Source organism: Streptomyces sp. NPDC102274 (genome assembly GCF_044766385.1).
In the GTDB taxonomy this organism is placed as follows: Bacteria; Actinomycetota; Actinomycetes; order Streptomycetales; family Streptomycetaceae; genus Streptomyces.
In genome coordinates this window covers 1-22,215 of record NZ_JBIWLW010000057.1, presented here as the reverse complement: position 1 = coordinate 22,215, position 22,215 = coordinate 1, and the positions used below count along the sequence as shown (strand labels likewise).

Sequence of the window (22,215 nt, the reverse complement as noted above, 5' to 3'; positions counted from 1 at the left end):
GAGAACACGCGCCGCACGCCTGCTGGGCGCGCTCCTCGTCCTCGTCTGCATGGTGGGTGGCCTGTCGGGCGTCTCACCGGCCGTGGCCGCACCCACCGACGCCGCCTTCAACTCCTCGACCGGCGCGCTGAACGTGGACTACGCGCAGTACATGTCCAAGCACGACATCGTCTACAACCGGCCGACCACCGAGCCCAAGCACGGTCTCACGGTCGGCAACGGCCGTACCGGCGCGATGGCCTGGCAGAACAACGGCTTCAACATGCAGGTGTCCGGTGTGGACACCTCGCAGCAGACCGCCTTCGGCGCCGGGCTGCTCAACCTGTCCACCACCCCGGCGATGGACAGCGGCTACTCCACTTTCCAACAGCGCCTCTCCCTCTACGACGGCACCCTCACCACCAAGTACGACAACAACCGCACCGTCACGGTGATGGGCAAGCCCAACTCGGAGGTCATGGGCATCCATGTGGAGGACACCCGCTCCGGGGTCTCCGCGATCAACCTGGATCTGAGCCTCTGGGACGTCGCCGGGCTTGGCAACAGCGGTGACGTGCCGAACATCGAGACCTGGCGGACGGTGTCCACGTACGCGGACTCCACCGGCGCCGGACTCAGCCGCGGCCAGGCGGACCCGCAGAACTTCGGCTACACCCTCGGCGCGACCGTGGAGGGCGCCGCGTACACCGCACGCGTCGTCGACGGCCGTAAGGTGCGGCTCTCGATCACACCGGACTCCAGCTACACCATCTGGTTCACCGCGAGCACCCGTCTCAACGCCCCGAGCCACAACTCGGTCGCCGAGGCCAAGCGCGCGCTCGCGGAGGTCAAGGCCGCCGGATACACCAGCACCAACAACAGCTACCTCGACTGGTGGCACGCGTTCTGGCAGAAGTCGTTCGTCCAGTACTCCAACGGGTCCCGTGAAGCGGACTACATGGAGAACGTCTACTACCTCTCCACCTACATGATCGCGGCGGCCGGATACGGAAACTATCCCGCGCACTTCATCAACGGTGTCTTCCGGGCCACCGGGGACGCCACGAAATGGAGCAACGCGTACTGGTACTGGAATCAACGGGACATCTACAACTCGTTCCTGGCCTCCAACCACACCGATCTCATGGCCGGGTTCAACAAGCTCTACAGCCGCAATTTCGACGCGCTGAAGGCGTACACCAGGACCCGGTACAACGTGGACGGCATCTGGGTGCCGGAGACGATGGGCTGGGACGGCAACGCGCGCGGTACGGTCAACAGCGACTTCACCAACAACATATGGTCGACCGGCACCGAGGCCGCGTACAACATGTACCTCCAGTACACGTACACGAACGACACCGACTACCTGCGGAACACGGCCTATCCGTTCATGCGCGAGGTCGCCAAGTTCTACCAGGCGAAGCTGTCGTTCAACAGCTCGACCGGCAAGTACTACGTGGCCACGTCCCACGCGCACGAGACGTACTGGAACGTGCCGAACGCGATCACCGACCTGGCGGCCGTACGCACCCTGTTCCCGCTCGCCATCAAGGCGAGCAACCAGCTGGGCCTGGACGCCTCACTGCGACCGCAGTGGCAGAACATCCTGGACAACCTGATCGGGTATCCCTCCGACACGAACGCGAACACCTATCTGCCGCACACGCCCCCGATCGCGCAGACGCGTAACAACGAGAATGTCGCGGCCGAACTGGTCTGGCCGTACGACCTCACCGGTATCGGCTATCCCGACCAGCAGAAGGCGATCAACACCTGGAACGTCAGGCCGTTCCCGTACGGAAACGTATGGGCCAACGACGCGATCCAGGCCGCCAGACTCGGGCTCGGAAATCAGACGCTCCAGGGTCTGAAGACCATGCTGCAGAAGTACCAGAACTACCCGAACGGCATGACCAGCAACACCAACGGCGTCTTCGAATATCTCGGCGTACATCTTGCCGCGACGAACGAGTCGCTGCTCCAGTCGTACAACGACAAGATCCGGGTCTTTCCCGCCGTGCCCACCGATTCCACCTTCGTCGGCAAATTCAGCCTGCTGGCCAAGGGCGGATTCATGGTCAGTTCGGAGAGGGAGGCCGGCGAGGTCAAGTACGTCGGACTGAAGAGCCAGTTCGGCAACGCGGCCCGCGTCGTCAATCCGTGGGGCACCCAGGAGGTCAGGGTCCGCAGGACCTCCGACAACGCCATCGTGACGACGTCCAGCAGCGCCGAGATCACCTTCAACACCGGGGCGAACCAGGTGTACGTCGTCGAGCGGACCGCCAAACCGCTCAGCTCCTACAGCCAGACGCAGCTCACCGGCACCGCGAACCAGGGCATGAAGTCCCTCGCCGGCACCAGCTCCACGCTCGGGTCGAACGCGACCGCCGACCCGATGGTCAACAACACCGCGCTGACGTACGACAGCAACTGGCATCTCACGAACAGCCGCGGTTACGGCGACTTCAACGACGACACCCACCACAGCACCACGGTGGACGCGGTCGCGTCGTACACCTTCACCGGCACCGGGATCCAGTATCTGTCCGAACGCAACGGCGACATGGGGACGGTCGACGTCTATCTCGACAACGTCTTCCAGGCCACGGTGAATCTCAGAGTCGACGGCGCGAGACAGGTCCAGCAGGTCGTGTGGCAGAAACAGGGGCTCGCTCGTGGCTCGCACACGATCAGGATCGTGAACCGCAGTACATCAGTGGGGATGGTGGACGCGCTGCGTATCACTCCCTGACCCACATCCTGACGGGCCGCCCATGACCGTGGCCCCGCGCGGAGGACGCCGCGCGGGGCCACACCATGAGGGGGAGCCTCAGGCCAAGAGGTCGACCGTCGGCCGGGGTCACCAGGTGGCCAGAGCCAGCGCGGCTGTCGCGTAGGCGGCACTCGCGAGAAGGAACAGCCCATGCTCGATCCGAGCAGGCGCGGTAGTCGTCACAGAGTTCCTTCACCGGGCGTGACCCTGCCGGACGGTGCCACCGGCGGTCCGGCAGGTCCCCGGTCGCAGAGGTCCAGGCGGTCGAGCAGCCCGGCGCCGGTGAAGGCGGCAACCAGTTCGTCACGGCCCTCGGTGAAGTGCGCCCAACTGTCGTAGTGGACGGGAACCACCCGGCGGGCGCCGAGGATCCGGGCGGCATCGGCGGCCTGCGCACTGTCGAGGACGATCAGTGCGCCGTCGAAGAGGACGGAGAAGCGGGGAGCCCCGGCGAACAGGATGGCGGTGTCCACCGGGCCGAACCGTTCGGCGATCTCCTTGACCAGGTCGAGCGAGGCGTTGTCGCCGCTGACGTAGACCGTGTTCAGGCCCTCCCCGGTCAGGACGAATCCGACGACCTGGCCGCTGATCGGTTCGACTTCCTCGCGCGGGCCGGGCCCGTGGACGGCGGGCACGCCCGTGACCGTGATCGTGCCGCCGCCGGGGCGGTCCAGCTCGATCGGCTCCCAGTCGGCCAGCCCTCTGGCCCCCACACCCAGGCGCTGCCCGCCCCCGGGCGTGGTCAGGGTCAGCGGGACGTCGGCGAGCAGTGCCCGGCCGGAGTCGTCGAGGTTATCGGGGTGCTCGTCGTGGGAGAGCAGGACCACGTCGATACGGCCGAGGTCGGCCGGCGTGGTGGAGGAGGGCGCCGTTTTGGTCAGCCGGCCGCCCGGCACCTGGTAGTCGCGGGGTGCGTCGAACGTCGGGTCGGTCAGGAATCGCAGGCCACCGTATGTGAAGAGGGCGGTCGGGCCGCCGAAGACGCGTATGGGGATCTGCTCAGTGGTCCTGCTGGTACCAGGCATCAAAACCTCACGGATTGAAGGTTGCTTATCCGTGAAGCACGTTAGCGGTGTGTCACGGATGAATGCAAGCCGTACCATGAGAGCTATGAGCGATACCCCGACCGCCGTATCCGCGCCATCGCCCGCCCCGGGCGCGGAGGAATACCTCGCCCTCGACTTCGTCAACAGCGCCGTCGCGCTGCCCGGAGGGCACTTCATCGATCTCCTCGGCACCCCCGAGGCCACGAATCGGTGGCTCACCGAACACGGCCTCGCGCCGGCCGACGCCGGGGTGCAGGAGATGTGCGCGACGCAGCTGCGCTCGCTGCGCGAACACCTCAGGACATTGTTCACCGCCCGCGTCGCCGGACTGCCCGCCCTGCCCGCGGCACTGTCCGCCGTCAACGACGCCCTGGGCAGAGCTCCCACGGCCACCCTGCTGTGTTGGGACGAGAAGAACGGCCCCTACCGCGCGGCGCCGTGCCCCACCAACGAGATCCTCGACCGCGCTCTCGCGACACTGGCGGCCAACACGGCCGACCTCCTCACCGGCCCCGACGCCGACCGCCTCACCAGCTGCGGTTCCACCCCCTGCAACCGCTACCTGCTGCGCCACGGGCGCCGCTACTGGTGCTCCACCCGCTGCGGCGACCGCGCCCGCGCCGCCCGTGCCTACGCCCGACGCACCCGGCCACAAGCAGACTGACGAACCCCGTCTGTGGGGCTGGCTGTAACCGCCCATCAGCGCGAGTACGGGCTCATCGAGGTGCGGGAGTCGGGCACAGCCTGGCCGACGGCCCGGTGCTGAACGATCCGGCGATCAGCAGGGTGTTGTGCGCCATGCACAACAGTCCAGGGGAACCATGGACGGTGGAAAGGCTGGGCACGGTCGCAGACCTGTCCCGTTCCGCCTTCGCCCGCCGATACACCGAACTCGTGGGTCGACCGCCGCTCGGTCATCTGACCTGGGTACGCATGAACGCCGCGGCAGAGCGGCTCCGGAAAACGGACGAGCCGCTCAGCACGGTGGCCCAACAGGTCGGCTACACCTCGGAATTCGCCTTCTCCTCCGCCTTCCGGCGCGAGTTCGGCACGCACCCAGCGGCTATCGCCGGCAGACGGCCACAGCTGATCCGAGACGCCCGCGGACCCGGAGCTGAATCTCCGCCGGCGTTCAGGATCGAGAAGTCGACCGCGAGCATGAACTGGGCAACGAGGAGGACTCCCAGGATCACCTTCAACCGGCCGGTCAGGCGCTGGGGTTGTTCCGGGGGCAGGGTGGCGGCGCCGGGACGTGCGGCACGCTCGCCTGTGGCGGAGCGCGGTCGCGTGTTAGTTGCGGACATGACAGCTATTCCTTTCATTCCCGCCGGGCGTCAACTCGACGGGAGTGGGCGGGGGACCCAGAGGTCACACTCACTAACGGGTTTGGGGTACCGTTACCGCCGGGAAGGTAGCACCCCTAGGGGCGCAATGGGAACCACATTCCCGATAAGGTGTGTCGTGGAAGCGTGAGCAACCACCTGAAGGAGCCTTCTCATGTCCGCGACCCCATCCGCCCCGGGAAGCATTCGCCCCGGTGGCAGGACCGCCCGCGTCCGCGAAGCCGTCCTCAAGGCCGCCGGGGACGCTCTGGCCGAAACCGGCTTCGCCGACCTCGACCTCGCCGACGTCGCCCGCCGCGCCGAAGTCGGCAAGACAACCGTCTACCGCCGCTGGCGAACCCCCAGCACACTCGCCACCGACCTTCTCGCTGACATGGCGGAGACCTCCCTGCCCCGCGCCGTCACCGGCAGCCTCGAGGACGACCTCAAGGCCAACGCGCGCCTCGTCGTCAAGACTCTTACCGACCCCCGCCAGGGCCCTCTCTTCAAAGCCCTCATCGCCGCCTCCCTCTGCGACGACCAAGCCGCGGAAGCCCTCCACCGCTTCTACGCCCTACGCATCGAGGAATGGACCGGCTGCGTCACCGACGCCGTCACCCGCGGCGACGTTCCCGACGGCACCGACCCCCATGCCGTCATCGCCGCCGTCTCCGCCCCGCTCTACTACGCCTTCCTCAACACCGGCCGCCCGCTGAGCAGCAACGACGCGGATCGTGCCGCGATGACCGCCATGGTCGCGGCCCGGGCCGGCGCCTTCAGGAATCCGGATCCACCTCTGGCGGCCAGGTGATCCGCCGGAGTGACGAGCGGGTTGGCGGACGACGACAGGCCGAAATCGACGCACAAAGACCCCGCCGCTCTCCTCGGCGCGCTGCCATGCGGCGTAGTCCGCGTACTGCACCGGCAGGGTCGGCAGGGCCGGCTCCGGCCCGCTCAGGAACTCCTGGTACAGGGAGCCCAGTTCGGTCACGAGGACGCGGGTGGACCACGCGTCGAAGGCGATGTGGTGGAGGACGGCGCTCAGGATGTGGTCGTCGTCCGCGAGCCGCAGCAGACGCGCCCGGACGGGCCACTACCGCTCCGGATCGAAGGGCGTGACCGACATCCGGGCGACGAACTCGGCGGTGCACCGGTGATAACGGGACAGCCCTTGGCTCGACCGTCTCCGGGAGCAGACGCGCCCAGCCGTGGAACGTGCTCGCGGCATCAAGCCGGCAGCCCCGGTGTGCGGCCCGGGGCTCCGGCGCCCACGACGGAGACTTACGGCTTCCTCGTCGTGGCGCGAGTGTGTGGCGACGGGATGACGGCGGCCGTCGGTGACTCCTCGGGCAGAGACGCCGTATTGATGTTCTCCAGCGACAGCCCTCTGGTCCGCACGCCGAAAGCGACAGCGGTCGCTGCCAGCAGCATGGCCGCCGCCCCCACGATGAATACGGCCCCCACTCCGGCGCCGCAGAAGAGCGGGATCATATAGAAGGGCGCTGCCGCGCTGGACAGCCGGTTCAGCGAGAACAGCCAGCCGTTGGCCGTGGTGCGCAGGCTCGTCGGGAACTGTTCCAACTGGTAGATGTGGGTGGCATTGGTCTTGATGTTGGCCACCACGGTGAAACAGAAACCGAGAGCCGTGATCATCACCGCTGACTGCGCGTACCCGTAGGCGAGTCCGATCACCGCCATGACCAACAGTGCCACACACAGGATCCACTTCCGCTCGGCTCTCTCCACGATGTGCATGGACAGATACGAGCCGATCGGCGATCCGAGGTACGACAGCGTCATAAACGTCAGCGAGCTGCCGAGATCGAAGCCCTTCGCTTCCAACGCGAGCGTGGCGAGCTTGCTGAAGCCGTAGTACCCGATCGGCCCGAGACTCCACAGCAAGGCCATCAGCGCTGTACGGCGGGCCAGAGGCGCCCGGAAGAGCATGCCAACGGGGAGCTTCTTTTCCACGGGCGGTGGGACCGCCTCGTCCTTCGGGGCCGCGGGTGGCGGCTTCCACCCCTCCGCCTCCGCGGCCTTCTCGAAGACGGCGGTTACCTTGTCCGCTTCCGCCGACCGTCCGACCATCTCCAGCCACCGGGGTGATTCGGGCAGACCTCTGCGGACGAAGAAGGTCAGCAGCGCGCCGAGGGACCCGATCGCGAACATCCACCGCCAACCCGCCACACCGAACGGGGCCTTGTCGACGAGCAGCAGGCCCAGAATCCCGACAACGGGCACGGCGACATGGGCACAGGTGTATGCCCTTGCCGCGTAATAACCGCGTCGGGCCGGCGGCAGAATGTCGGCCAAATAGGAATCCGTTACCGGAAGTTCGCCGCCGAGTCCGATGCCGATGACGAAACGGCAGACGATCAAAGTCCAGATGTTCGGCGCGCAGGCGCAGGCGATCGTACCCGCCGAGTACAGGCTGAGCGTGATCATGTAGGCGCCGCGCCGCCCGATCCGGTCCGCCACCCGCCCCACCACGACCGCGCCGACGAAGCCTCCGACGACGGTCGACGCGAGGAACAGCGACAGAGAGAAGCCGCTCAGGGAGAAGGTTTCCTTGAGAGTGCTCAACAGGACACTCGTCAGGAAGAGTTCGTAGATTTCGAAGAAGTTGCCGAGCGCCATTACATTGACGAAGCGCTTGTGGCGTGCTGTCACCGGAAGTCGGTCGAGCCGGGCTCCGATTGATGGCCCGACAGTACCTCGCGAACTATGCATACGTTCTTCCCCTCAGGGGCTCCGAAATGGAATCCTTGGTCATGGGAATACTTGAGCAGGGTGATCAATGGAGAGAGTAAGGAGGTTGACGGCGTGACACGCGCAACTACCCTCAGTGCCCTCTGGAAGTAGGCATCGACGCACACCCGTGCGAAGGTCTCATGGCGGCACGGAACCTTGCCTGGAAGACGGGTGCAACGGCGGCAGAGCAACTTTTGCCTGGTGGGCGCGGTTGCTTACGCTGTGTGTCCGTCCGGGCGCCAATCACATCAGGGCATTTACGGATGGACAGAGCGGCCGGGACCCGGTCGGCGATGTCCGTTGTTTTCCATCGCCATCGATCGCTTTCCGCCGCTTACCGTCGCTTCCCATTCATGCCGCCTGCGGAGGAATCTGAGCGCCGGTTTCGCTTCAGTGCTTCTCTTTGACAGAGGGGGGCGAGGCATCGTGGAAGAACCGCGGGAATTCAACACCGCGGTTGCCCGTCGGTTCCCGGCGGGGAATTGCGGGACCGATTCGGCGATCGTTTCCGCGATCCGGGGGACGCGCTATCTCCGACGGGCCGGCCGGCCGGGCGCGGGGAGTGGTTGGTGGGCCCGGGCCAGACGGTGTTGCAGGCGGGCATGGCGGAACTGGTAGACCGCGCCGACCTGGCGCAGTACGCCGCGCTGGTAGGCGTCGTCGAGGAAGGCGACGACGGCCCAGGGCAGGCGTCCGGTCAAGGGCAGCCAGATCCGGGAGAGTACGAGCCACTGGCCCCAGGCGGTCATGGTGAGCGCGTATCCGATGGCGCCGCCGATGCCGCTGATGATCCCGAGGAGGAGTCCGGCGGTGGGGCTCCAGATCAATCGACCCAGTGAGCCCTGCAGGAGGTCGACCACTGCCCCGGCCCCGAGGCCGACCACCGCCCCGAAGGTGGGCGCCCAGACGAGCAGTTGGGTGATCACAGTGCCGCGGTTGGTGTTCAGGAGGCTGCGTGGGTGGACGACGGAGCGGATGTCGAGGGGACTTTCCAGTAGGCCGATGAGGCAGAAGGTGAGTCCGGCGCCGCCGCTGAAGACCAGGCCGAAGACGATCCCGTTGTTGAGCCCGAGGTGCAGCACGGTCGAGAGCCCGGCCTCCCGGACGGCCCTGTTGTTCACCATGCCGACCAGGAATCCGTAGCCGAAGCCGAAGGCCAGCCCGCCCAGCATCCCGAGGGCCAGCCGGGGGCCGGTCCTCCACTGGATGCTCCCTGTCCTGCCCCGGATTCGCAGGAGTACGACGGACGGTGTCAGCGGTATGTCCTTGACTGTGAACGTGAGCCAGTGCACGAGCCCGAACATGAGCCCGGCAAGGAGTCCGACGATCGTCCCGTCCACCACCGGGAACGGGAACGAGGCGCCGACGGAGGTGACGATGGCGAAGTCGACGAGGCCGATGGCCAGTCCTGTGATCACCGCCGTGACCAGGGTGCGTGTGGAGGGGCGCGGTCCGCTGCCGAGTCGCCACCAGGCCAGGTCGGGGGTTTCGAGCCGGTTGAGGTGGTCGGCGAGGTAGCCGAGCCAGTGCCGGGCGCGCTCCGGGGCGAAGGTGGGGCGAGGCCGGGCGCCCGGGGACTGCGGGAGTTGGCGGCGGTAGACGGTGGGGACGAAGTTGTCCAGGAGGTGGTCTTCCAGCTCCTCCTTGCTGCCGAATCGCTCGGTGTCCAGGAGTGAGTCCGGGTCGTGGTCGGGGGTGTCGCTGTAGATGGTGCGGGCGAGCGCGACCATCAGCGGGTTGGCCAGGACCGAGGCGAGGGGGGACGCGGGCTGGTCCCGCGGCTGCTCGCGCAGCGTGGTCAGTACGGATTCCCAGGCGTTCGCGGTGGGGTTCGCGCGGCCGGCCTTACGCGTGGTGCGGGGGAGGTAGTCGGCCAGGTCCTTGAGGGTGAGGTCGGTGAGTTCGAGCGCGGCGGCGGAGGTCAGTACGTCGGTTTCGGCGACCGCGGCGGCGTATTCGGCGGGGCGGCTGGTGAGCAGCAGGGGGAGGGTGGTGGCGTTGAGGGCCTCCAGCGCGGGGCGGCGCAGGCCGTCGGCCATCTCGTCGAAGCCGTCCAGCACCGGGAGTACGCGGCCGGACTCGACCAGGGCGGAGGCCAGCGTCGCCCCGCCGGGGCCCTGGGCGGCGTAGCCGGGGTGGTCGCGGGTCAGTTGGCTGCTCAGCCAGTCCCGCAGGGTGATGGCGGTGGGGTTCCACGCGCCGATGCTGAAGATCACCGGAACGGGTTCCGCGGGGGTCCGTGACGTGAGGCGGTCGAGGACGAAGCGCAGGGCCAGGATCGTCTTGCCCGAGCCGGATCTCCCCAGCACCACCAGTCGCCCGGAGGGGATGCGCCGGTACAGCTCGGCGATGTCGTCCAGTTGGCCGTCCAGGTCCAGCGGCTCGGCCTCGGCTCCCGCCGGGAGGCGGAGGATGTTGACCCAGTGGTCGGTCAGATCCTCGGGGGCCGCCCGCCAGCGGACCGGCAGCGGGAACGGGTCCTGGATCTGTCGTTGTTCCTCCTCGCGCTGCCAGCGGGCGGCCACGGCCTTCGCGAGTTGCTCGGTCCCGTCCGCCGCCACGTCATGCGCCGCCGGCGTCGGATGTCCCGAAGCCGGCGGCGCCGCCCCTGGTTCCTCCGAGCCCGGCTCGTCGGACTCGTCCTGCTCGTCGCCGTCCGGGTTCCGGTGGACGGCGGCGCCGAGTAACTCCTCGCGCTCCCTGGGCCGGAGCGGCAGCCCTTTGGCCAGCTCCCGCACCGTGGTCATGCGCGGGTTGGAGCGCCTGCCGGTCTCCAAGCCGCGGATGGTGCGCACGCTCACGCCGGAACGCTCCGCCAACTCCTCCTGGGTCAGCTCCGCCTGGACCCGTAACCGCCGCAGCACATCGCCGAACTCACTGGCCACAAGTCACGGCCCTTTCCCCTGAGACATCGCGTTTTCGCAGGTGGGGGGACTCTAGCGCGGCCACCGGCCATATATGACCGGTTCAATGTCCTGTCCACGTTTCCTCCACCGGTGCCACCTTCGATGGCATCGACGTGATCGACCGGGTCGAGCGGATCGACCGGTCAGGAGAACGGGGAACCACCATGCCGACGACCACCCCTCGCGGGCGCCCGAGCGTCACGGTCCTCACCGCTCAGGAACGCGACGTGCTCTACGCGCTCGGATGCGGCTTGGAGGACGCCGAGATCGCCCACACCCTCGCTCTGCCGGAGCATGTGGTGGCCGGGCAACTGGGATGCGTACTCGCGAAGTTGGGGCTGCGCAACCGGGCCGCCGCCATCGTGCACGCCTTCGACTGCGGTCTGGTCGTTCCCGGCCTGGGCCCGCGCAGGCAGGTGGCGGCGCCGGGGACCACTGTCCGGCAACGGACGGGACCCACACCCGGTCCATGGCTTCGGGTCTCCGTGCTCGGCCCGTTGCGGGTGTGGCTCGCCGGGCAGCCCCTGGACGTCGGCCCGGTCCGCCAGCAGGCCGTACTGGCGGCGCTGACACTGAGCCCGGACCGGTCGGTCAGCCGGCGGGAACTGCTGGACGGCGTATGGGGGATGGAGTCGCCGGGCGGGAACGTCGTACCGGTCTATGTGTACCGGCTGCGCAAGAGCCTGCGTCTCGGGGAGTGCCCGGACTCGGTGATCAAGCGCGACCGGTACGGCTACGGGCTGGTCCGAGGTGTGGTCGAGGTGGACGTGGCGCGCGTGGAGGAACTCGTCACCGCGGCCGGGACGGCCGAGCGCGCCGGTGACCTGACCGAGGCGGTGCGGCTGTGGACCCGGGCGCTGGAGCTGTTCCGCGGTGAGCCCTTGGCCGGCCTGCCCGGCCCGTTGGCCGAGTTGGAACGGCTGCGGCTCACCGAGCGCAGGATCGCCCTGACGCAGCGGAGGGCGGACGGGCAGCTGAGGCTCGGCCGGGTTACCGAGGCGATCGCCGGACTGTCCGCCCTGGCCCTGGAAGAGCCGCTGAACGAACCGGTCGCCGCGCTGCTGATGCGCGCACTGCGGCGCGGCGGTCGGCGGGCCGAGGCGCTGACCGTCTTCGACCGCACCCGCCGACGGCTCGCGGACGACCTGGGGGTGGCCCCGGGTGAGCCGCTGCTGCGGGCACGCGGCGAGCTCCTGCTCGGGGCCGACGCGGGCGCCGGTCGCGGCCGGGCGGGTGCGGCGTGAGCGACGGGACCTCCCACGACCGCGACGAGGAGTTACTGCTGGCGAGGATCTCCGCGGCCGGTGGCCGCGCACACCTCGGCAGGCGACGCGCCACCTATCGGGCGGCACCGAACGGAGCCACCGTACGCGCGGGGCGGGGAGCGGCGATTCGGTTGCTCCGGCGGGTCGTCGCGGAGGGCGCGTGCCGCTTGCTGCGGGCCGGCGGCAGGACCGGGGCGAACACGCGCGCGCGGCTGGACTTCTACGAGCACGGAATGACGGCTGCTGTCGGCGGGCGAATCCATGTCATCCGCTACGACACCACCATGGTGTGTCTGCGCAGAGTTCTGTCCCCGCGGGGCTTCACCCACGCCCATGTGCTCGTCGACGTCGACGGTGAGCGGATCGTGCTGCGCTGCGGGGACTTCGGCCACCCGGAGGTGTGGGGGGCCGAGATCCGTCGTGCCGTCACCGAGGCCCAGGTGCCGCGGGCCCTGGCCGCGCTGGCCGGGGGAGAGCGGCTCACCTTCGGCCCGGTTTGGATCACCAGGGACGAGATCGGCTCCCGAGGAACGTCCCTGCGATGGCCGCAGGTCCAGCAGATCGACATGGTGAACGGTTCCGTCGCGATCCGCGTCGCCGGGCGGTGGCAGGTGCTGGGATCCGTGGCGGCCGGGAGCCCGAACGGCTTCGTCTTCCACGCCCTCGCCGAGCACCTGGCCGGTGCCGAACGGGACGACGACTGACGTACGCCCGCATACAACCAGTAGGCCGGCGCCCCTCCGCCGTGCGACACACCGCATCCGACGCCGCGCACCGATCCACCAGGGACAACGGGACAGCCCTTGGCGTCCGACAGGACGTGCCGGCGGCCACACACAACCCACCAGCGCAACCGCTGGTGACGATCCGAAGGAGACCGGCATGGCCGACAGCTACCGATACCGATGCGGCGAGTGCGGGCACCGCACCGCCTGGGGGAGCGAATCCCAGGGAGAGCAGGCGATCGAGACCCACTACGTCCGGAGCCATCCGCACGTCCTTCCCGGGGGGATGGTCGAGTTCCGCAAGGGGGCCGATTCGGGCGGCGGCTGCGGTTGCCTCATCGCGTTGGGGATCGTGGTCCTGCTCCTGATCGTCGCTTCCCGTTACTGACGACCTTCTCTTGCTCTGAGACTCCTCAAATCGCGGGACGCCTTCTCCCTCCGGGCGATATACACGTTGCCCCAGGAAACCTCGAGCGAATGCAGGTGTGAGTGTGGAGTTGGAACTGGCGGCTCTGGCAAGTCTGGCCGCGTCGACGGTGGTCAGCGGAATGGCGACGGCCGGGTGGGAGCAAGCGCAGCAGGCGATGGGTGAGCTGTGGCGCCGGGTTTACCCCGAGCGGGCGGGCACGGTGGTGGCCGAGCTGGGCGAGGCGCGCGCCGAGGTGCTCGTCGCACGGCGGAACGGGGACGAGGGGGCCGAGCGGGAACTTGTCGGCGAGTGGGAGGCGCGGCTGCGTCGCCTGCTGGTCGCCAACCCGGAGATGGTGCCCGAACTCCAGCGGCTGATCGACGAGTTGGATCCCACTGCCCGCGCGGAGGAACCCCGGACCGGCAACGTCACACTGACCGCGAACGCGTCGGGGCGCTCCCGCGTCACCATGGCCGGGCGGGACATCAACATCACCAGGGGGTGATCGTTTGAGCTACTCCGGAGGGACTTCGGGCGGTCCCGACCACGACGGCAACGGAGACGGCGGGACCCGAATCGATGTACATGGCGACGGTCGGTCCCGGATCAGGGTGGCCGGCCGCGACATGAACACCACCTACTTCGTCAGTGTTTCGTCGGCGGCGCTCGCCGCCCTCGTGGGCCTCGTACTTCTCCTCGGCGTGTGGCAGCCGTGGCAGGAGGCGGCATCGACCGGCGATCGGAACCGCGCGGACACCGGGATCGGCTCGGGTCCCTCCGGCGGGTCCTCCACGACGCCCACACCGCCGTACGAGGAGCCGCCGTTCACCGGCGAGGACGACGAGGAGCCGGAGGACCCGGAAACCTCTGCCGACCCCAGCCCCGACCCCAGCCCCAGCCCCAGTTCCTCTCCGACTCCCGACCCGCCGGACCCGGTCGACGTGGCATTCGCGTCCGTCGGCGTCGGCACCTGCCTCAATGTGTACGACGACGGCTGGGGCAAGCTGAGCCACGACCGGCCGCTCGTGGTCGACTGCGGTGCGAATTACGCCTTCTCGAAGGTGGCCATGGTGACGACGTCCGCCTCGAACTGCCCCCAAGGCGGGGGCCGATATGGCTGGGGTCATGTCAACGACGACGGATCGTCCATCGCGCTGTGCCTGGACCGCGTGTTCGCCGCGGGACAGTGCTTCCCCGCGAAACTGAGCAGACAGGCCGACGGGTCCCTCCGCGGTTCCGGGCGGCTGTTCAGCGTCTGGAGCTGCGACCGGACGCAGGTGCCGAGCGGCCAGAACGCGATCGTGGCGATCACCGCGGTGTTGAGTGGTGGCAACTGCCCTCAGCGAAACGACCGGCAGGGGCTCTCCTGGCGGATCTTCAACGGCCTGGGGAGCGTCTGCGCCGTGCTGAAGTCGAACTGAGCTGCTCCACGCGTCGGGACGGCCCGAACGATTCGCGGGCCGCCCCGACGCACCCATCGCGTCGGCTGGGCCGGGGTGATCCGGGCGTCGCACGGCGGTGGCGCCTCACCCGGCCGGTGGCAGGCGCAGATCCGTGCAGCCGTGCCGCTTCGCCGACCGCTCCGCGAACTCCCGGAACGCGGGCAGCCCGAAGGTCTCCTCGCCCTTCTCGCCGGGCAGCCACACGGTGGCTGCCTCGACCGGCACGAATCCGGTGAACAGGGCTCGCTCGCTCTCACCGGGACAGCGAGCACTGGCCCACTGTCCGCGCGAGTTCGCTCCGGCCGCCTCGCGCGTCTCGCTCAGGGTCTCGTCATGGGTTCGGCCTGCGCGCTCCACGCGTACGCGCCGAAGCGGGCGGTGAACTCATAGCGCGCGTCGAAGTAGTGATAGGCCCCGACCTCGCACTTCTCGTACACGGCGTCGGTGCTGGTCCCCGTCTCCCACACCGTGTCCAGCCGCTTGTCGCGGCCGAAGGGCAGGCCCGCGCAGGTGCCGTTCGCCGAGGTCGTCGCCGTGGACTCGCCGCTGACCGCGGGCAACGACCGCACGGCCCGGCCCTTCTCGGCCTCGCAACCCCAGCGCGCCGATGCCTTGACGGCCGTCGCGGTGGCGAACCGCGCCCAGTACAGGTCGTCGTCGAGCCACCCGTCCTTCCCCGCCCGGCGCTCCGTATCCTCCTCGGAGGAGGACATGGAGAGGTACGAGCCGACCGTGACGGCGACGACATCGTCGTTCCCCCGGCAGTCGAGCAGGACCCGGACGGATCCACCGTCGGCCGCCCCGCGCCAGCCGCCGGTCAGCGGCACGGGCAGCAGGCTGCCGCTGAAGGACGGCAGGACCTTCTCGCAGCCCTCCTCCCCGTCGCGGAACTCGTTGTCCTCGGCCCTGAGCAGCGCCACGGTCACCTCCGTCCGGCTCAGTCGGCAGTACTGGGCGTCCGGGCCGAGCGCATGGTCATACGCCAGGGAACTCTTGGGGTGAAAGCCCTCGAACAGAGAGCTCTTCTCATGGGCCAGGAGGCCCCCGCAGAAGGTCCTCATGCTCTCCTCGAAGCGCCAGCGGTCCCCGATGTCGCTCTCCCGCCAGCAGCACCAGGGCCAGTACCCCCGCTGTCCGCGCCGTCCACCGAACCCATGCCGTACGCGCCACGCCCGACCCCACGCCGTTCCCCGTTTCCCCGGCCCCGCGAAGGGCTTGTCGTGCCCCTGCCCTGTCCGGGCACCAGGCTACGGCCACGCGTCGTACCCCCGGGACACGGCCCGGCGGGTCCACGCGCGCACCCACGCGGACCGCGCGCGGTACGACGGGACCCCGGGCCTGTGCTTCGGCACGGGCGGGCCATGAGACGCAGGTCACGACCGTCCATGTCACAGGGGGTCGGGCCACCCCGTCTCAGGGGTGTAGCCACTGACGACCACGGAGGAGCACACCATGAACGCGCGACTGAACTACTTCGCCGACCCGACCGCCGCCAAGGCCCTCAAGCACTTCATGACGGCGGGCAAGGCGCTCAAGGAATCCCCGCTGCCGACCGCCACGCAGGAGCTGGTGGCGCTTCGCGTGAGCCAGATCAACGGCTGCGCCGTCTGCATCGACATGCACACCAAAGAGGCCGCCGCCGCCGGCGAGACCTCGGTGCGGCTGAACCTGGTCGCGGCATGGCGGGAGGCCACGGTCTTCACCGAGGCCGAGCGTGCCGCGCTGGAGCTGGCGGAGCAGGGGACCCGGGTCGCGGACGCGGCCGGTGGGGTCAGCGACGAGGTGTGGGCGTACGCCGCCAAGCACTACGACGAGGAGCAGCTCACCGCCCTGGTGATCATGGTCTCCTTCATGAACGCGGTGAACCGGCTGAACGTCATCACCCAGCAGCCGGCCGGCGACTACGTGCCCGGACAGTTCCACTGAACAGCGGCACAGTTCCGCTGAACGGCATCAGCGAGGGGCTCGGGGTCCGGCCGTGGACTCCGGGCCCCCGGGCTCGGGGGCTCTGCCCTGGCCGGCCGGTGGTCCGGACGATCACCGGAAGATACCCGCGCCGGCGAGTACGGCCGGGTGGGAGGGCTTCCAGGGGAGGGGATTCGGCGTGAGCAAGGTCGAGGAATTCGGCGAGCTGCGGCCGCTGTTGTTTTCGATCGCCTATCGGATTCTGGGCAGTGTGGGTGAGGCCGAGGACGCGGTGCAGGAGACGTGGCTGCGCTTTGACGGCTCGGCGACCCTGCCCACGTCGACCAAGGCTTTTCTGTCGACCACGGTGACGCGGATCTCGATCGATGTACTGCGTTCCGCGCGGGTGCGGCGGGAGGAGTATGTCGGGCCGTGGTTTCCCGAGCCGCTGCTGAGCGATCCGTATCAGGATCCGGCGCGGTCGGTGGAGCTGGCGGACTCGGTGTCGATGGCGGCGCTGCTGCTGCTGGAGCGGCTCAGTCCGCTGGAGCGGGCGGTGTTCGTGCTGAGGGAGGTGTTCGCCTTCGGGTTCGACGACGTCGCCGCGGCGGTGGGGCGTTCGGAGGCGGCATGCCGGCAGCTGCTGGTGCGGGCGCGGCGGCACATGCGGGCCGGGCGGCCGCGGTTCGCGGCGGACCGTCGGGAGCGTCAGGAGCTGGCGACGCGGTTCTTCGACGCGCTGAAGGACGGCGATGTGGGCGGGTTGCGGGATCTGCTGGCCGCCGATGTGCGGCTGGTCGGGGACGGCGGCGGCAAGGCCCCGCAGCTGGCCAAGGCCGTCGTGGGCGCGGACAACGTGGCACGGGTGATGGGCACGATCTTCCCCTGGCTGATCCGGATCGACGTGTCGTTCGAGCCGCACGAGGTCAACGGCCAGCCCGGCGCGATCTCCCGCGACCGGGACGGCAAGGTGCTCCACATCCTGGTCCTTGAGGTGCTCGACGGGCAGATTCAGACCATCCGCGGGGTGATCAACCCCGACAAGATCGGCCACATCGGGCCGGTCGCCGACGCCTGGGCCATCGACCGCGAGCTGAAGCGGGCCCGTCGGCAGCGGAGCTGAGGGCCCTGGTCATGGGCAGAGCCCCGCACGACCGAGTTGATATGTCGTGCGGGGCCGAAGAAGGCGAGGTGGATCCGCCGACGGACGGGTCTGTGGATTTATGCGGTTACTGGACCCGACCGCAGCCGTCGACTACGCCGCCGCTGTGCACGTTGCAGAGGCGGAAGCGGACGCCGCGCACGTCCGTGTCGTCCAAACTGAATGTGTAGCTCTGGCCGCGACCAACTGATGCGTAGTAGTTCCAGCTGTTGTCTGTGGTGTGTGTCGTCGAGCGTTGCAGGACGGCGCCCGTGAAACCGCTGGGGCACTTGGCCGGGTAGTTGGTGAGCCGGACGCTGCCCCATGTGCGGTACAGGTCCCGGGCCGCGTTGGTGAGTTCCCAGCCGTAGGTGCCGGACGCCGTGGTACACCCCCGATAGCTCGCACCGCTGATCGGCCCCTCCGCCGCGCTTGCCGCGGAAGGGAGCACGGCAAGGCCAGTGGCCACCGCGGCGGTCCCGAGGATCTTTCCGATGGTGCGTGACATGTTCTTCCCCCATGTGATTTTCCGGGTAAGTGGCCCGCTGCGATCCGGAACTTGGATCGGCCGGGCTGCTCAGAGCTTGCGAGTGAGGGCCGACGGAAAACAACCGAAGTCGCGTGTCCCGGACAGCCGGCTCCTTGTCCGGCCTGGTCATGGTCCTGTCCGGGTTCCTGCCCGGACCGAGTCCGACGCGGGCGGACACGCTCAGCGCCCACCGTCACGGACGGCGGCTGTCCCGGCACGGGCCTTCGCACGCCCCGCCGACGCCGCGAGGGCGAAAACCTGCCCGGCTGGAAAGCGGCGCACAACACGTTCCGCGCAACGCCCGGCCGCACAACCTCGTGCTCGCCGGATAAGCGAGCGAACCGGTCAGCGACCGCCCCGGCCCTCACCCACCCGGAGATCGTTTACGGGACAACCCGTAGAGTGCGATACTTGTTCGATTCGTTGCACAGCTGGGGGAGAGATCGTGAACGCGCAACTTCGTGACATCGCCGGGGAGTTGGCGGAGGTGCTGTGGCGGGAACACACTGTGTACCGGGAACGGTCCGGCGGTGTGGTCATCCGGGGTGAGCACGTACGGCGCTGGATCAGCCTCGCTTCCACGGGCAGCCGGGACGAGATCCTCGTCCGCGCGGGGCGCATCCTCGACGGCGGCACCACCGCCCCGGCGCGTTCGGAGGCTGTCGTGCCGCTCTCCGCCGGAACGGGCGGGCTCGCCATGACCTGCCGCCGCCTGCTCGCCGACGCGGCCGCCGATGTGGCGCCCGCCGCGCAGGGACGGGCACAGGGGCGGGCGGCGCGCGATCGGGGTGGGCGATCCGGGAAGTCGGCGCGGCCCGGACGCGGTGGGAGACGCATGAGCTTCGGCTCCTGGGTGATCATCGCCTGTGTGGTCGGTGTGGTCGCTCTCTACGCCTACAGCACCGCGGTCCGGGGATAGGCCTCTCCGCCCCGGAGGGCACGAAGGCCCCTGGTGCGGAACTGCTTGCGCAAGCCCCGTTCCTCAAGCCCCGTTCCTCAAGCCGTACGGGCGATCCCGCACTCATCGCACTCAAAAGTTCGTCGGAGACAGTGCCGGGTGGACGTAGCCCGCATTTGATTTCAATCGATACCGTATCGAATGAACGCAGGGTCGTAATATGGGTCCCATGACTGCCGACGTTCCTCACAAAACCACCGCCTCGCGTGCGACCGGACGCCTGGGGGATGCCTCGCCTTTCGCTCTCGGCCTGCTGCTGCGCCGGGCACACTGGCACGCGGCCGCGGTGATGGCGGAGGCGTTTCGGCCGCTCGGCATCGAGGTACGGCATTTCGCCGTGCTGATCGTGCTCATGGACCGCGGGCCCACGGTGCAGCGGGACTTGGCGGCGGCGACGGGGTCGGACAAGGCGGGAATCATGCGGGTCGTCGACGACCTGGAGCGCAAGGGGCTGGCCGTACGCAAGGCCGTTCCGGGGGACCGACGGGTACGGGCAGTGGAGATCATGCCTGAGGGCGTCGAGCTTTTCGACGCGGCCCATGTGGCGGCGGAGCCGCTGGCTGAGCGTCTGGTAGCCGAACTGGCGCCCGGCGAGCCCGAGCAGCTGGCGGATCTGCTGGCCCGGTTTGCCTCTTCCGGGGGCGGCGGGGCGTAAGCGAGCTGTCCGCACCGCTGCCGCGCCGCATATCTGGCCGGTGGTGTGCTCCCCGCTCCAGCTCCTCGATGAGGTTCACGCGCGCGGCGAACGCGACGGACTGCTCCGGGGCGTGCTCGGACGGGGCGGCGAAACCGGCGGTGTGGGCGTCGGCGGTGATGTGCGGGACAGGGTTGGCGGCGACATCGCGGTAGATCGCCGTGGCCTCCGGGTGTCGCTCCTCCCAGGCCTTAGTCACACTCAAGATAGTATCGAATGATACTATTGAGAAAACGGTGGAGGCCGACACGTTGAGCGGATCGGAGGTGGGCGCTCTTGGACGTCTACGAGGCGGTCACGAGCCGACGGGCGGTGCGCGGGTTCACCGACCGGCATGTCCCGAGGGAGGTGCTGGAGCGCGTACTGTCCGCGGCGGCTTGGGCGCCGTCCGCATCGAACCTCCAGCCATGGCACACCTACGTGCTGACCGGCGGACCGCTGGCCGAGCTCAAGAAGCGCGCCGGTGAGCGCGTTGCCTCCGGCTCCCCCTGGGACGAGCCGGAGTACGAGCAGTACCCGCCCGCGCTGAAGTCCCCGTACCGCGAGCGCCGATCCGCCTTCGGAGAACAGCGCTACGGCGCACTCGGCATTCCGCGCGAGGACCTGGAGGCGCGCCAGAGGGCCGCTTCCGCGAACTGGGACTGTTTCGGCGCGCCCGCCGCCCTGTTCTGCTACATCGACCGCGACATGGGCCCGGCCCAATGGGCCGACGTCGGCATGTATCTGCAGACCGTCATGCTGTTGCTCCGCGCCGAAGGGCTGCACAGTTGCACGCAGATGGCCTGGGCGAAGTATCGCGAAAACGTCGCGGCGGTCCTGTCGCCCCCGGACGAGTTCATCCTCTTCTGCGGCATGTCGATCGGGTTCGAGGACGTCACGGTGGATTGCACCCGTACCGGCCGGGCGCCTCTCGACGAGACGGTCACGTTCGTCGGTGGTCGCTGACGCTGCCCGCCTTCAGCCGGTCTCCCCGACGCGGGCGCCGGAGGCCGAAGCGACCTCTTGAACCGGGTCGGCGATCGAGACGGCGCGCAGTGCTTCCGGCGACTTCTCCCGCCGGCGACGGCTGAGCTCGCCAAGATGTTTGTGTCCGGGACGGCTTCGGCTTCGGTCATCGATGGCGGGTGGGGCGAGGGGCGGGTACTTTCAACGCAGAGGATGCCTCGAAAGTGGGTATATCGGTCAGCCTTGTTCGCCACGTTGTTGGTCTCGTGCCAGGAGCCAGACGCATGGGTGACAAGAGGCCACTCAGCCCGGAGGGCGAGGCTGACGGGGGCGCCGCGTACGGGGACGACGGCGAGGGCTGTCCGGCGGCGTTCTTCGCGCGGCGGTCGTTTCTCCAGGGCACGGTCGCCACCGGACTCGCCGGAGCGGTGGGTGCCGGTCTGCTGGACAGCGCCACGGCCCACACCGCCACACCGAGCGGCAGGAGAGGGAAGGCCGCAAAACCGATTCCGTTCCACGGTTATCACCAGGCCGGCATCGCCATGCCCCGGCAGCGGGTCGCGATTTTGGTAGCGTTCGACGTGACCGCGTCCGGTCGGAAGGAACTCACCGACCTGCTCCGCACCCTGACCGCGCGGGCCCGCTTTCTCACCGCCGGGGGTACGGTCCCCAAAACCTCACCGGATGCACCGCCGTCCGACACCGGCATCGTGGGGCCGGAGATCGTACCGGACCAACTCACGCCCGTGGGCGTCGCCGTCACCCCGGACGGAGGATCGGTCTATGTCGCCAACGAAGTGACGGCACGTGTCTCGGTCATCTCGACCCGCACCGGCAAGATCACGGCCACCGTTCCGGTCGGGCAAGGCGTCTTCGGCGTGACCCTCGCACCGGACGGAAAGAAGGCATATGCCGCCGTACTCGGTCCCGGCGATGTCGCCGTGATCGACACCGCCAGCCGCCGTGTCACGGGAAAGGCCCATGTGGGCCCGCCGGGAACCGACCCGTTCAATATCGCCGTCACCTCCGACACGGTCTATGTAACGGACCAGGGAGCGGGAACCTTCTCGATCATCGACCGCGCGACGCTCAAGGTCACCGCGACTCTCACGCTCGGCAACAGCCCGTACGGCGTGGCGGTGAGCCCCCGATGAGCCGACGAGCCGAGCGGCCTCAGCCACCCGTGACAGCCGAACAGGCCGCCGCAGTCCGGGAGGCCGCCGTCTGCCCCGCACGGGCCATCACCATGGAGGACTGACACCCCGACGAGATCCCCGGCACACGTACCGGCCCGGGGCGCGTCGAACGCGCCCAGGGCCGGTACGTACCGAAGTCCTAGCGGACGTGGACGAAGACGGGGTTCGAGTAGAACCACAGGTCGTCCCAGGGGCTCTCCAGTCCGTCCGCGAGCGGCTCGGCCTC

At 68.9% G+C, this 22,215-nt stretch carries 21 protein-coding genes and 3 pseudogenes; 16 read left to right on the top strand and 8 right to left on the bottom strand.

The annotated features are described in order from the left end of the window. Positions 1 to 49 precede the first annotated feature (49 nt). Positions 50 to 2,734, top strand: coding sequence for a glycosyl hydrolase family 95 catalytic domain-containing protein (locus tag ACIRQP_RS39240; RefSeq protein WP_403899747.1), 2,685 nt, complete (start codon positions 50 to 52; stop codon positions 2,732 to 2,734). A gap of 200 nt (positions 2,735 to 2,934) precedes the next feature. On the opposite strand, the gene ACIRQP_RS39235 is transcribed toward ACIRQP_RS39240, so the two are convergent. Continuing rightward, entirely contained in the window at positions 2,935 to 3,780 is an 846-nt protein-coding gene (locus tag ACIRQP_RS39235; RefSeq protein WP_403899744.1) for an MBL fold metallo-hydrolase, read from the bottom strand. A gap of 85 nt (positions 3,781 to 3,865) precedes the next feature. Between ACIRQP_RS39235 and ACIRQP_RS39230 the strand changes: the two genes are divergently transcribed. The 3 genes from ACIRQP_RS39230 (at position 3,866) to ACIRQP_RS39220 (ending at position 5,934) form a co-directional block, all read left to right on the top strand. Beyond that, a complete protein-coding gene (locus ACIRQP_RS39230; RefSeq protein ID WP_403899741.1) occupies positions 3,866 to 4,465 on the top strand; it encodes a CGNR zinc finger domain-containing protein in 600 nt (199 codons plus the stop codon). Positions 4,466 to 4,599: 134 nt separating this feature from the next. Beyond that, the gene (locus ACIRQP_RS39225) at positions 4,600 to 5,274 is read left to right on the top strand and encodes a helix-turn-helix transcriptional regulator (protein ID WP_403899762.1); all 675 of its coding nucleotides are present in this window, start codon (positions 4,600 to 4,602) and stop codon (positions 5,272 to 5,274) included. Between the two features lie 24 nt (positions 5,275 to 5,298). Further along, positions 5,299 to 5,934 carry a TetR/AcrR family transcriptional regulator C-terminal ligand-binding domain-containing protein gene (locus tag ACIRQP_RS39220; protein WP_403899738.1) on the top strand — a complete coding sequence of 212 codons (636 nt, stop codon included), beginning with the start codon at positions 5,299 to 5,301 and terminating at the stop codon, positions 5,932 to 5,934. Between the two features lie 87 nt (positions 5,935 to 6,021). Here ACIRQP_RS39220 and ACIRQP_RS39215 read toward each other — a convergent pair. The 3 genes and pseudogenes from ACIRQP_RS39215 to ACIRQP_RS39205 form a co-directional block, all read right to left on the bottom strand. Further along, positions 6,022 to 6,201 (bottom strand): annotated as a pseudogene (locus tag ACIRQP_RS39215) (condensation domain-containing protein); the annotation flags it as partial. A gap of 203 nt (positions 6,202 to 6,404) precedes the next feature. Beyond that, on the bottom strand, positions 6,405 to 7,793 hold the full coding sequence (locus ACIRQP_RS39210; protein WP_403899735.1) for an MFS transporter: 1,389 nt from the start codon (positions 7,791 to 7,793) through the stop codon (positions 6,405 to 6,407). 608 nt (positions 7,794 to 8,401) lie between these two features. Beyond that, positions 8,402 to 10,759, bottom strand: a complete 2,358-nt coding sequence (locus ACIRQP_RS39205; protein ID WP_403899732.1) for an NACHT domain-containing protein — start codon at positions 10,757 to 10,759, stop codon at positions 8,402 to 8,404. A 185-nt stretch (positions 10,760 to 10,944) separates the two neighbouring features. Between ACIRQP_RS39205 and ACIRQP_RS39200 the strand changes: the two genes are divergently transcribed. The 5 genes from ACIRQP_RS39200 (at position 10,945) to ACIRQP_RS39180 (ending at position 14,600) form a co-directional block, all read left to right on the top strand. Next, positions 10,945 to 12,024, top strand: a complete 1,080-nt coding sequence (locus ACIRQP_RS39200; protein ID WP_403899729.1) for a BTAD domain-containing putative transcriptional regulator — start codon at positions 10,945 to 10,947, stop codon at positions 12,022 to 12,024. After that, positions 12,021 to 12,749 (top strand): DUF6585 family protein, encoded by a 729-nt coding sequence (locus ACIRQP_RS39195; RefSeq protein WP_403899726.1) that lies wholly within the window; start codon positions 12,021 to 12,023, stop codon positions 12,747 to 12,749. Before ACIRQP_RS39200 ends, ACIRQP_RS39195 begins: the two co-directional genes overlap by 4 nt. Positions 12,750 to 12,927: 178 nt before the next feature. After that, positions 12,928 to 13,158, top strand: a complete 231-nt coding sequence (locus tag ACIRQP_RS39190; RefSeq protein ID WP_403899723.1) for a hypothetical protein — start codon at positions 12,928 to 12,930, stop codon at positions 13,156 to 13,158. Between the two features lie 103 nt (positions 13,159 to 13,261). Further along, on the top strand, positions 13,262 to 13,684 hold the full coding sequence (locus ACIRQP_RS39185; protein WP_403899720.1) for a hypothetical protein: 423 nt from the start codon (positions 13,262 to 13,264) through the stop codon (positions 13,682 to 13,684). 121 nt (positions 13,685 to 13,805) lie between these two features. Then, positions 13,806 to 14,600, top strand: a complete 795-nt coding sequence (locus ACIRQP_RS39180) for a hypothetical protein (protein WP_403899717.1) — start codon at positions 13,806 to 13,808, stop codon at positions 14,598 to 14,600. 105 nt (positions 14,601 to 14,705) lie between these two features. Here ACIRQP_RS39180 and ACIRQP_RS39175 read toward each other — a convergent pair whose 3' ends face one another. Both ACIRQP_RS39175 and ACIRQP_RS39170 read right to left on the bottom strand, forming a co-directional pair. Then, positions 14,706 to 14,978 (bottom strand): hypothetical protein, encoded by a 273-nt coding sequence (locus ACIRQP_RS39175; protein ID WP_403899714.1) that lies wholly within the window; start codon positions 14,976 to 14,978, stop codon positions 14,706 to 14,708. Further along, complete coding sequence (locus tag ACIRQP_RS39170; protein WP_403899711.1) at positions 14,942 to 15,682, bottom strand: hypothetical protein; 741 nt, start codon at positions 15,680 to 15,682, stop codon at positions 14,942 to 14,944. The genes ACIRQP_RS39175 and ACIRQP_RS39170 overlap by 37 nt, the downstream gene beginning before the upstream one ends. 391 nt (positions 15,683 to 16,073) lie before the next feature. On the opposite strand from ACIRQP_RS39170, the gene ACIRQP_RS39165 reads away from it, so the two are divergent. Together ACIRQP_RS39165 and ACIRQP_RS39160 are read left to right on the top strand one after the other, a co-directional pair. Then, complete coding sequence (locus ACIRQP_RS39165) at positions 16,074 to 16,547, top strand: carboxymuconolactone decarboxylase family protein (RefSeq protein ID WP_403899708.1); 474 nt, start codon at positions 16,074 to 16,076, stop codon at positions 16,545 to 16,547. Between the two features lie 178 nt (positions 16,548 to 16,725). Continuing rightward, a complete protein-coding gene (locus ACIRQP_RS39160) occupies positions 16,726 to 17,649 on the top strand; it encodes an RNA polymerase sigma-70 factor (protein ID WP_403899705.1) in 924 nt (307 codons plus the stop codon). Between the two features lie 106 nt (positions 17,650 to 17,755). Here ACIRQP_RS39160 and ACIRQP_RS39155 read toward each other — a convergent pair whose 3' ends face one another. Beyond that, positions 17,756 to 18,175, bottom strand: a complete 420-nt coding sequence (locus tag ACIRQP_RS39155) for a hypothetical protein (protein WP_403899702.1) — start codon at positions 18,173 to 18,175, stop codon at positions 17,756 to 17,758. Positions 18,176 to 18,385: 210 nt separating this feature from the next. Between ACIRQP_RS39155 and ACIRQP_RS39150 the strand changes: the two are divergent. The 3 genes and pseudogenes from ACIRQP_RS39150 to ACIRQP_RS39140 all read left to right on the top strand — a co-directional run. Continuing rightward, positions 18,386 to 18,481 (top strand): annotated as a pseudogene (locus ACIRQP_RS39150) (IS5/IS1182 family transposase); the annotation flags it as partial. A gap of 160 nt (positions 18,482 to 18,641) precedes the next feature. Then, entirely contained in the window at positions 18,642 to 19,115 is a 474-nt protein-coding gene (locus ACIRQP_RS39145) for a hypothetical protein (protein ID WP_403899699.1), read from the top strand. 208 nt (positions 19,116 to 19,323) lie between these two features. Continuing rightward, on the top strand, positions 19,324 to 19,809 hold the full coding sequence (locus ACIRQP_RS39140) for a MarR family winged helix-turn-helix transcriptional regulator (RefSeq protein ID WP_403899697.1): 486 nt from the start codon (positions 19,324 to 19,326) through the stop codon (positions 19,807 to 19,809). A gap of 52 nt (positions 19,810 to 19,861) precedes the next feature. Here the strand turns inward: ACIRQP_RS39140 and ACIRQP_RS39135 are convergent. After that, a pseudogene (locus tag ACIRQP_RS39135) lies at positions 19,862 to 20,041 on the bottom strand (FMN-dependent NADH-azoreductase); the annotation flags it as partial. Between the two features lie 83 nt (positions 20,042 to 20,124). Here ACIRQP_RS39135 and ACIRQP_RS39130 point away from each other — a divergent pair. After that, positions 20,125 to 20,793, top strand: coding sequence for a nitroreductase (locus ACIRQP_RS39130; RefSeq protein WP_403899694.1), 669 nt, complete (start codon positions 20,125 to 20,127; stop codon positions 20,791 to 20,793). Positions 20,794 to 21,077: 284 nt separating this feature from the next. Further along, positions 21,078 to 21,947 carry a Dyp-type peroxidase domain-containing protein gene (locus ACIRQP_RS39125; RefSeq protein ID WP_403899692.1) on the top strand — a complete coding sequence of 290 codons (870 nt, stop codon included), beginning with the start codon at positions 21,078 to 21,080 and terminating at the stop codon, positions 21,945 to 21,947. Positions 21,948 to 22,215: the final 268 nt, after the last annotated feature.

Excerpts from the sequence above, each read along its gene's own strand:
- ACIRQP_RS39240 (WP_403899747.1), top strand. The coding sequence starts at position 50 with ATGGTGGGTGGCCTGTCGGGCGTCTCACCGGCCGTGGCCGCACCCACC.
- ACIRQP_RS39235 (WP_403899744.1), bottom strand. The coding sequence starts at position 3,780 with ATGCCTGGTACCAGCAGGACCACTGAGCAGATCCCCATACGCGTCTTC.
- ACIRQP_RS39230 (WP_403899741.1), top strand. The coding sequence starts at position 3,866 with ATGAGCGATACCCCGACCGCCGTATCCGCGCCATCGCCCGCCCCGGGC.
- ACIRQP_RS39225 (WP_403899762.1), top strand. The coding sequence starts at position 4,600 with ATGCACAACAGTCCAGGGGAACCATGGACGGTGGAAAGGCTGGGCACG.
- ACIRQP_RS39220 (WP_403899738.1), top strand. The coding sequence starts at position 5,299 with ATGTCCGCGACCCCATCCGCCCCGGGAAGCATTCGCCCCGGTGGCAGG.
- ACIRQP_RS39200 (WP_403899729.1), top strand. The coding sequence starts at position 10,945 with ATGCCGACGACCACCCCTCGCGGGCGCCCGAGCGTCACGGTCCTCACC.
- ACIRQP_RS39190 (WP_403899723.1), top strand. The coding sequence starts at position 12,928 with ATGGCCGACAGCTACCGATACCGATGCGGCGAGTGCGGGCACCGCACC.
- ACIRQP_RS39180 (WP_403899717.1), top strand. The coding sequence starts at position 13,806 with ATGAACACCACCTACTTCGTCAGTGTTTCGTCGGCGGCGCTCGCCGCC.
- ACIRQP_RS39170 (WP_403899711.1), bottom strand. The coding sequence starts at position 15,682 with ATGAGGACCTTCTGCGGGGGCCTCCTGGCCCATGAGAAGAGCTCTCTG.
- ACIRQP_RS39165 (WP_403899708.1), top strand. The coding sequence starts at position 16,074 with ATGAACGCGCGACTGAACTACTTCGCCGACCCGACCGCCGCCAAGGCC.
- ACIRQP_RS39155 (WP_403899702.1), bottom strand. The coding sequence starts at position 18,175 with ATGTCACGCACCATCGGAAAGATCCTCGGGACCGCCGCGGTGGCCACT.
- ACIRQP_RS39140 (WP_403899697.1), top strand. The coding sequence starts at position 19,324 with ATGACTGCCGACGTTCCTCACAAAACCACCGCCTCGCGTGCGACCGGA.
- ACIRQP_RS39125 (WP_403899692.1), top strand. The coding sequence starts at position 21,078 with ATGGGTGACAAGAGGCCACTCAGCCCGGAGGGCGAGGCTGACGGGGGC.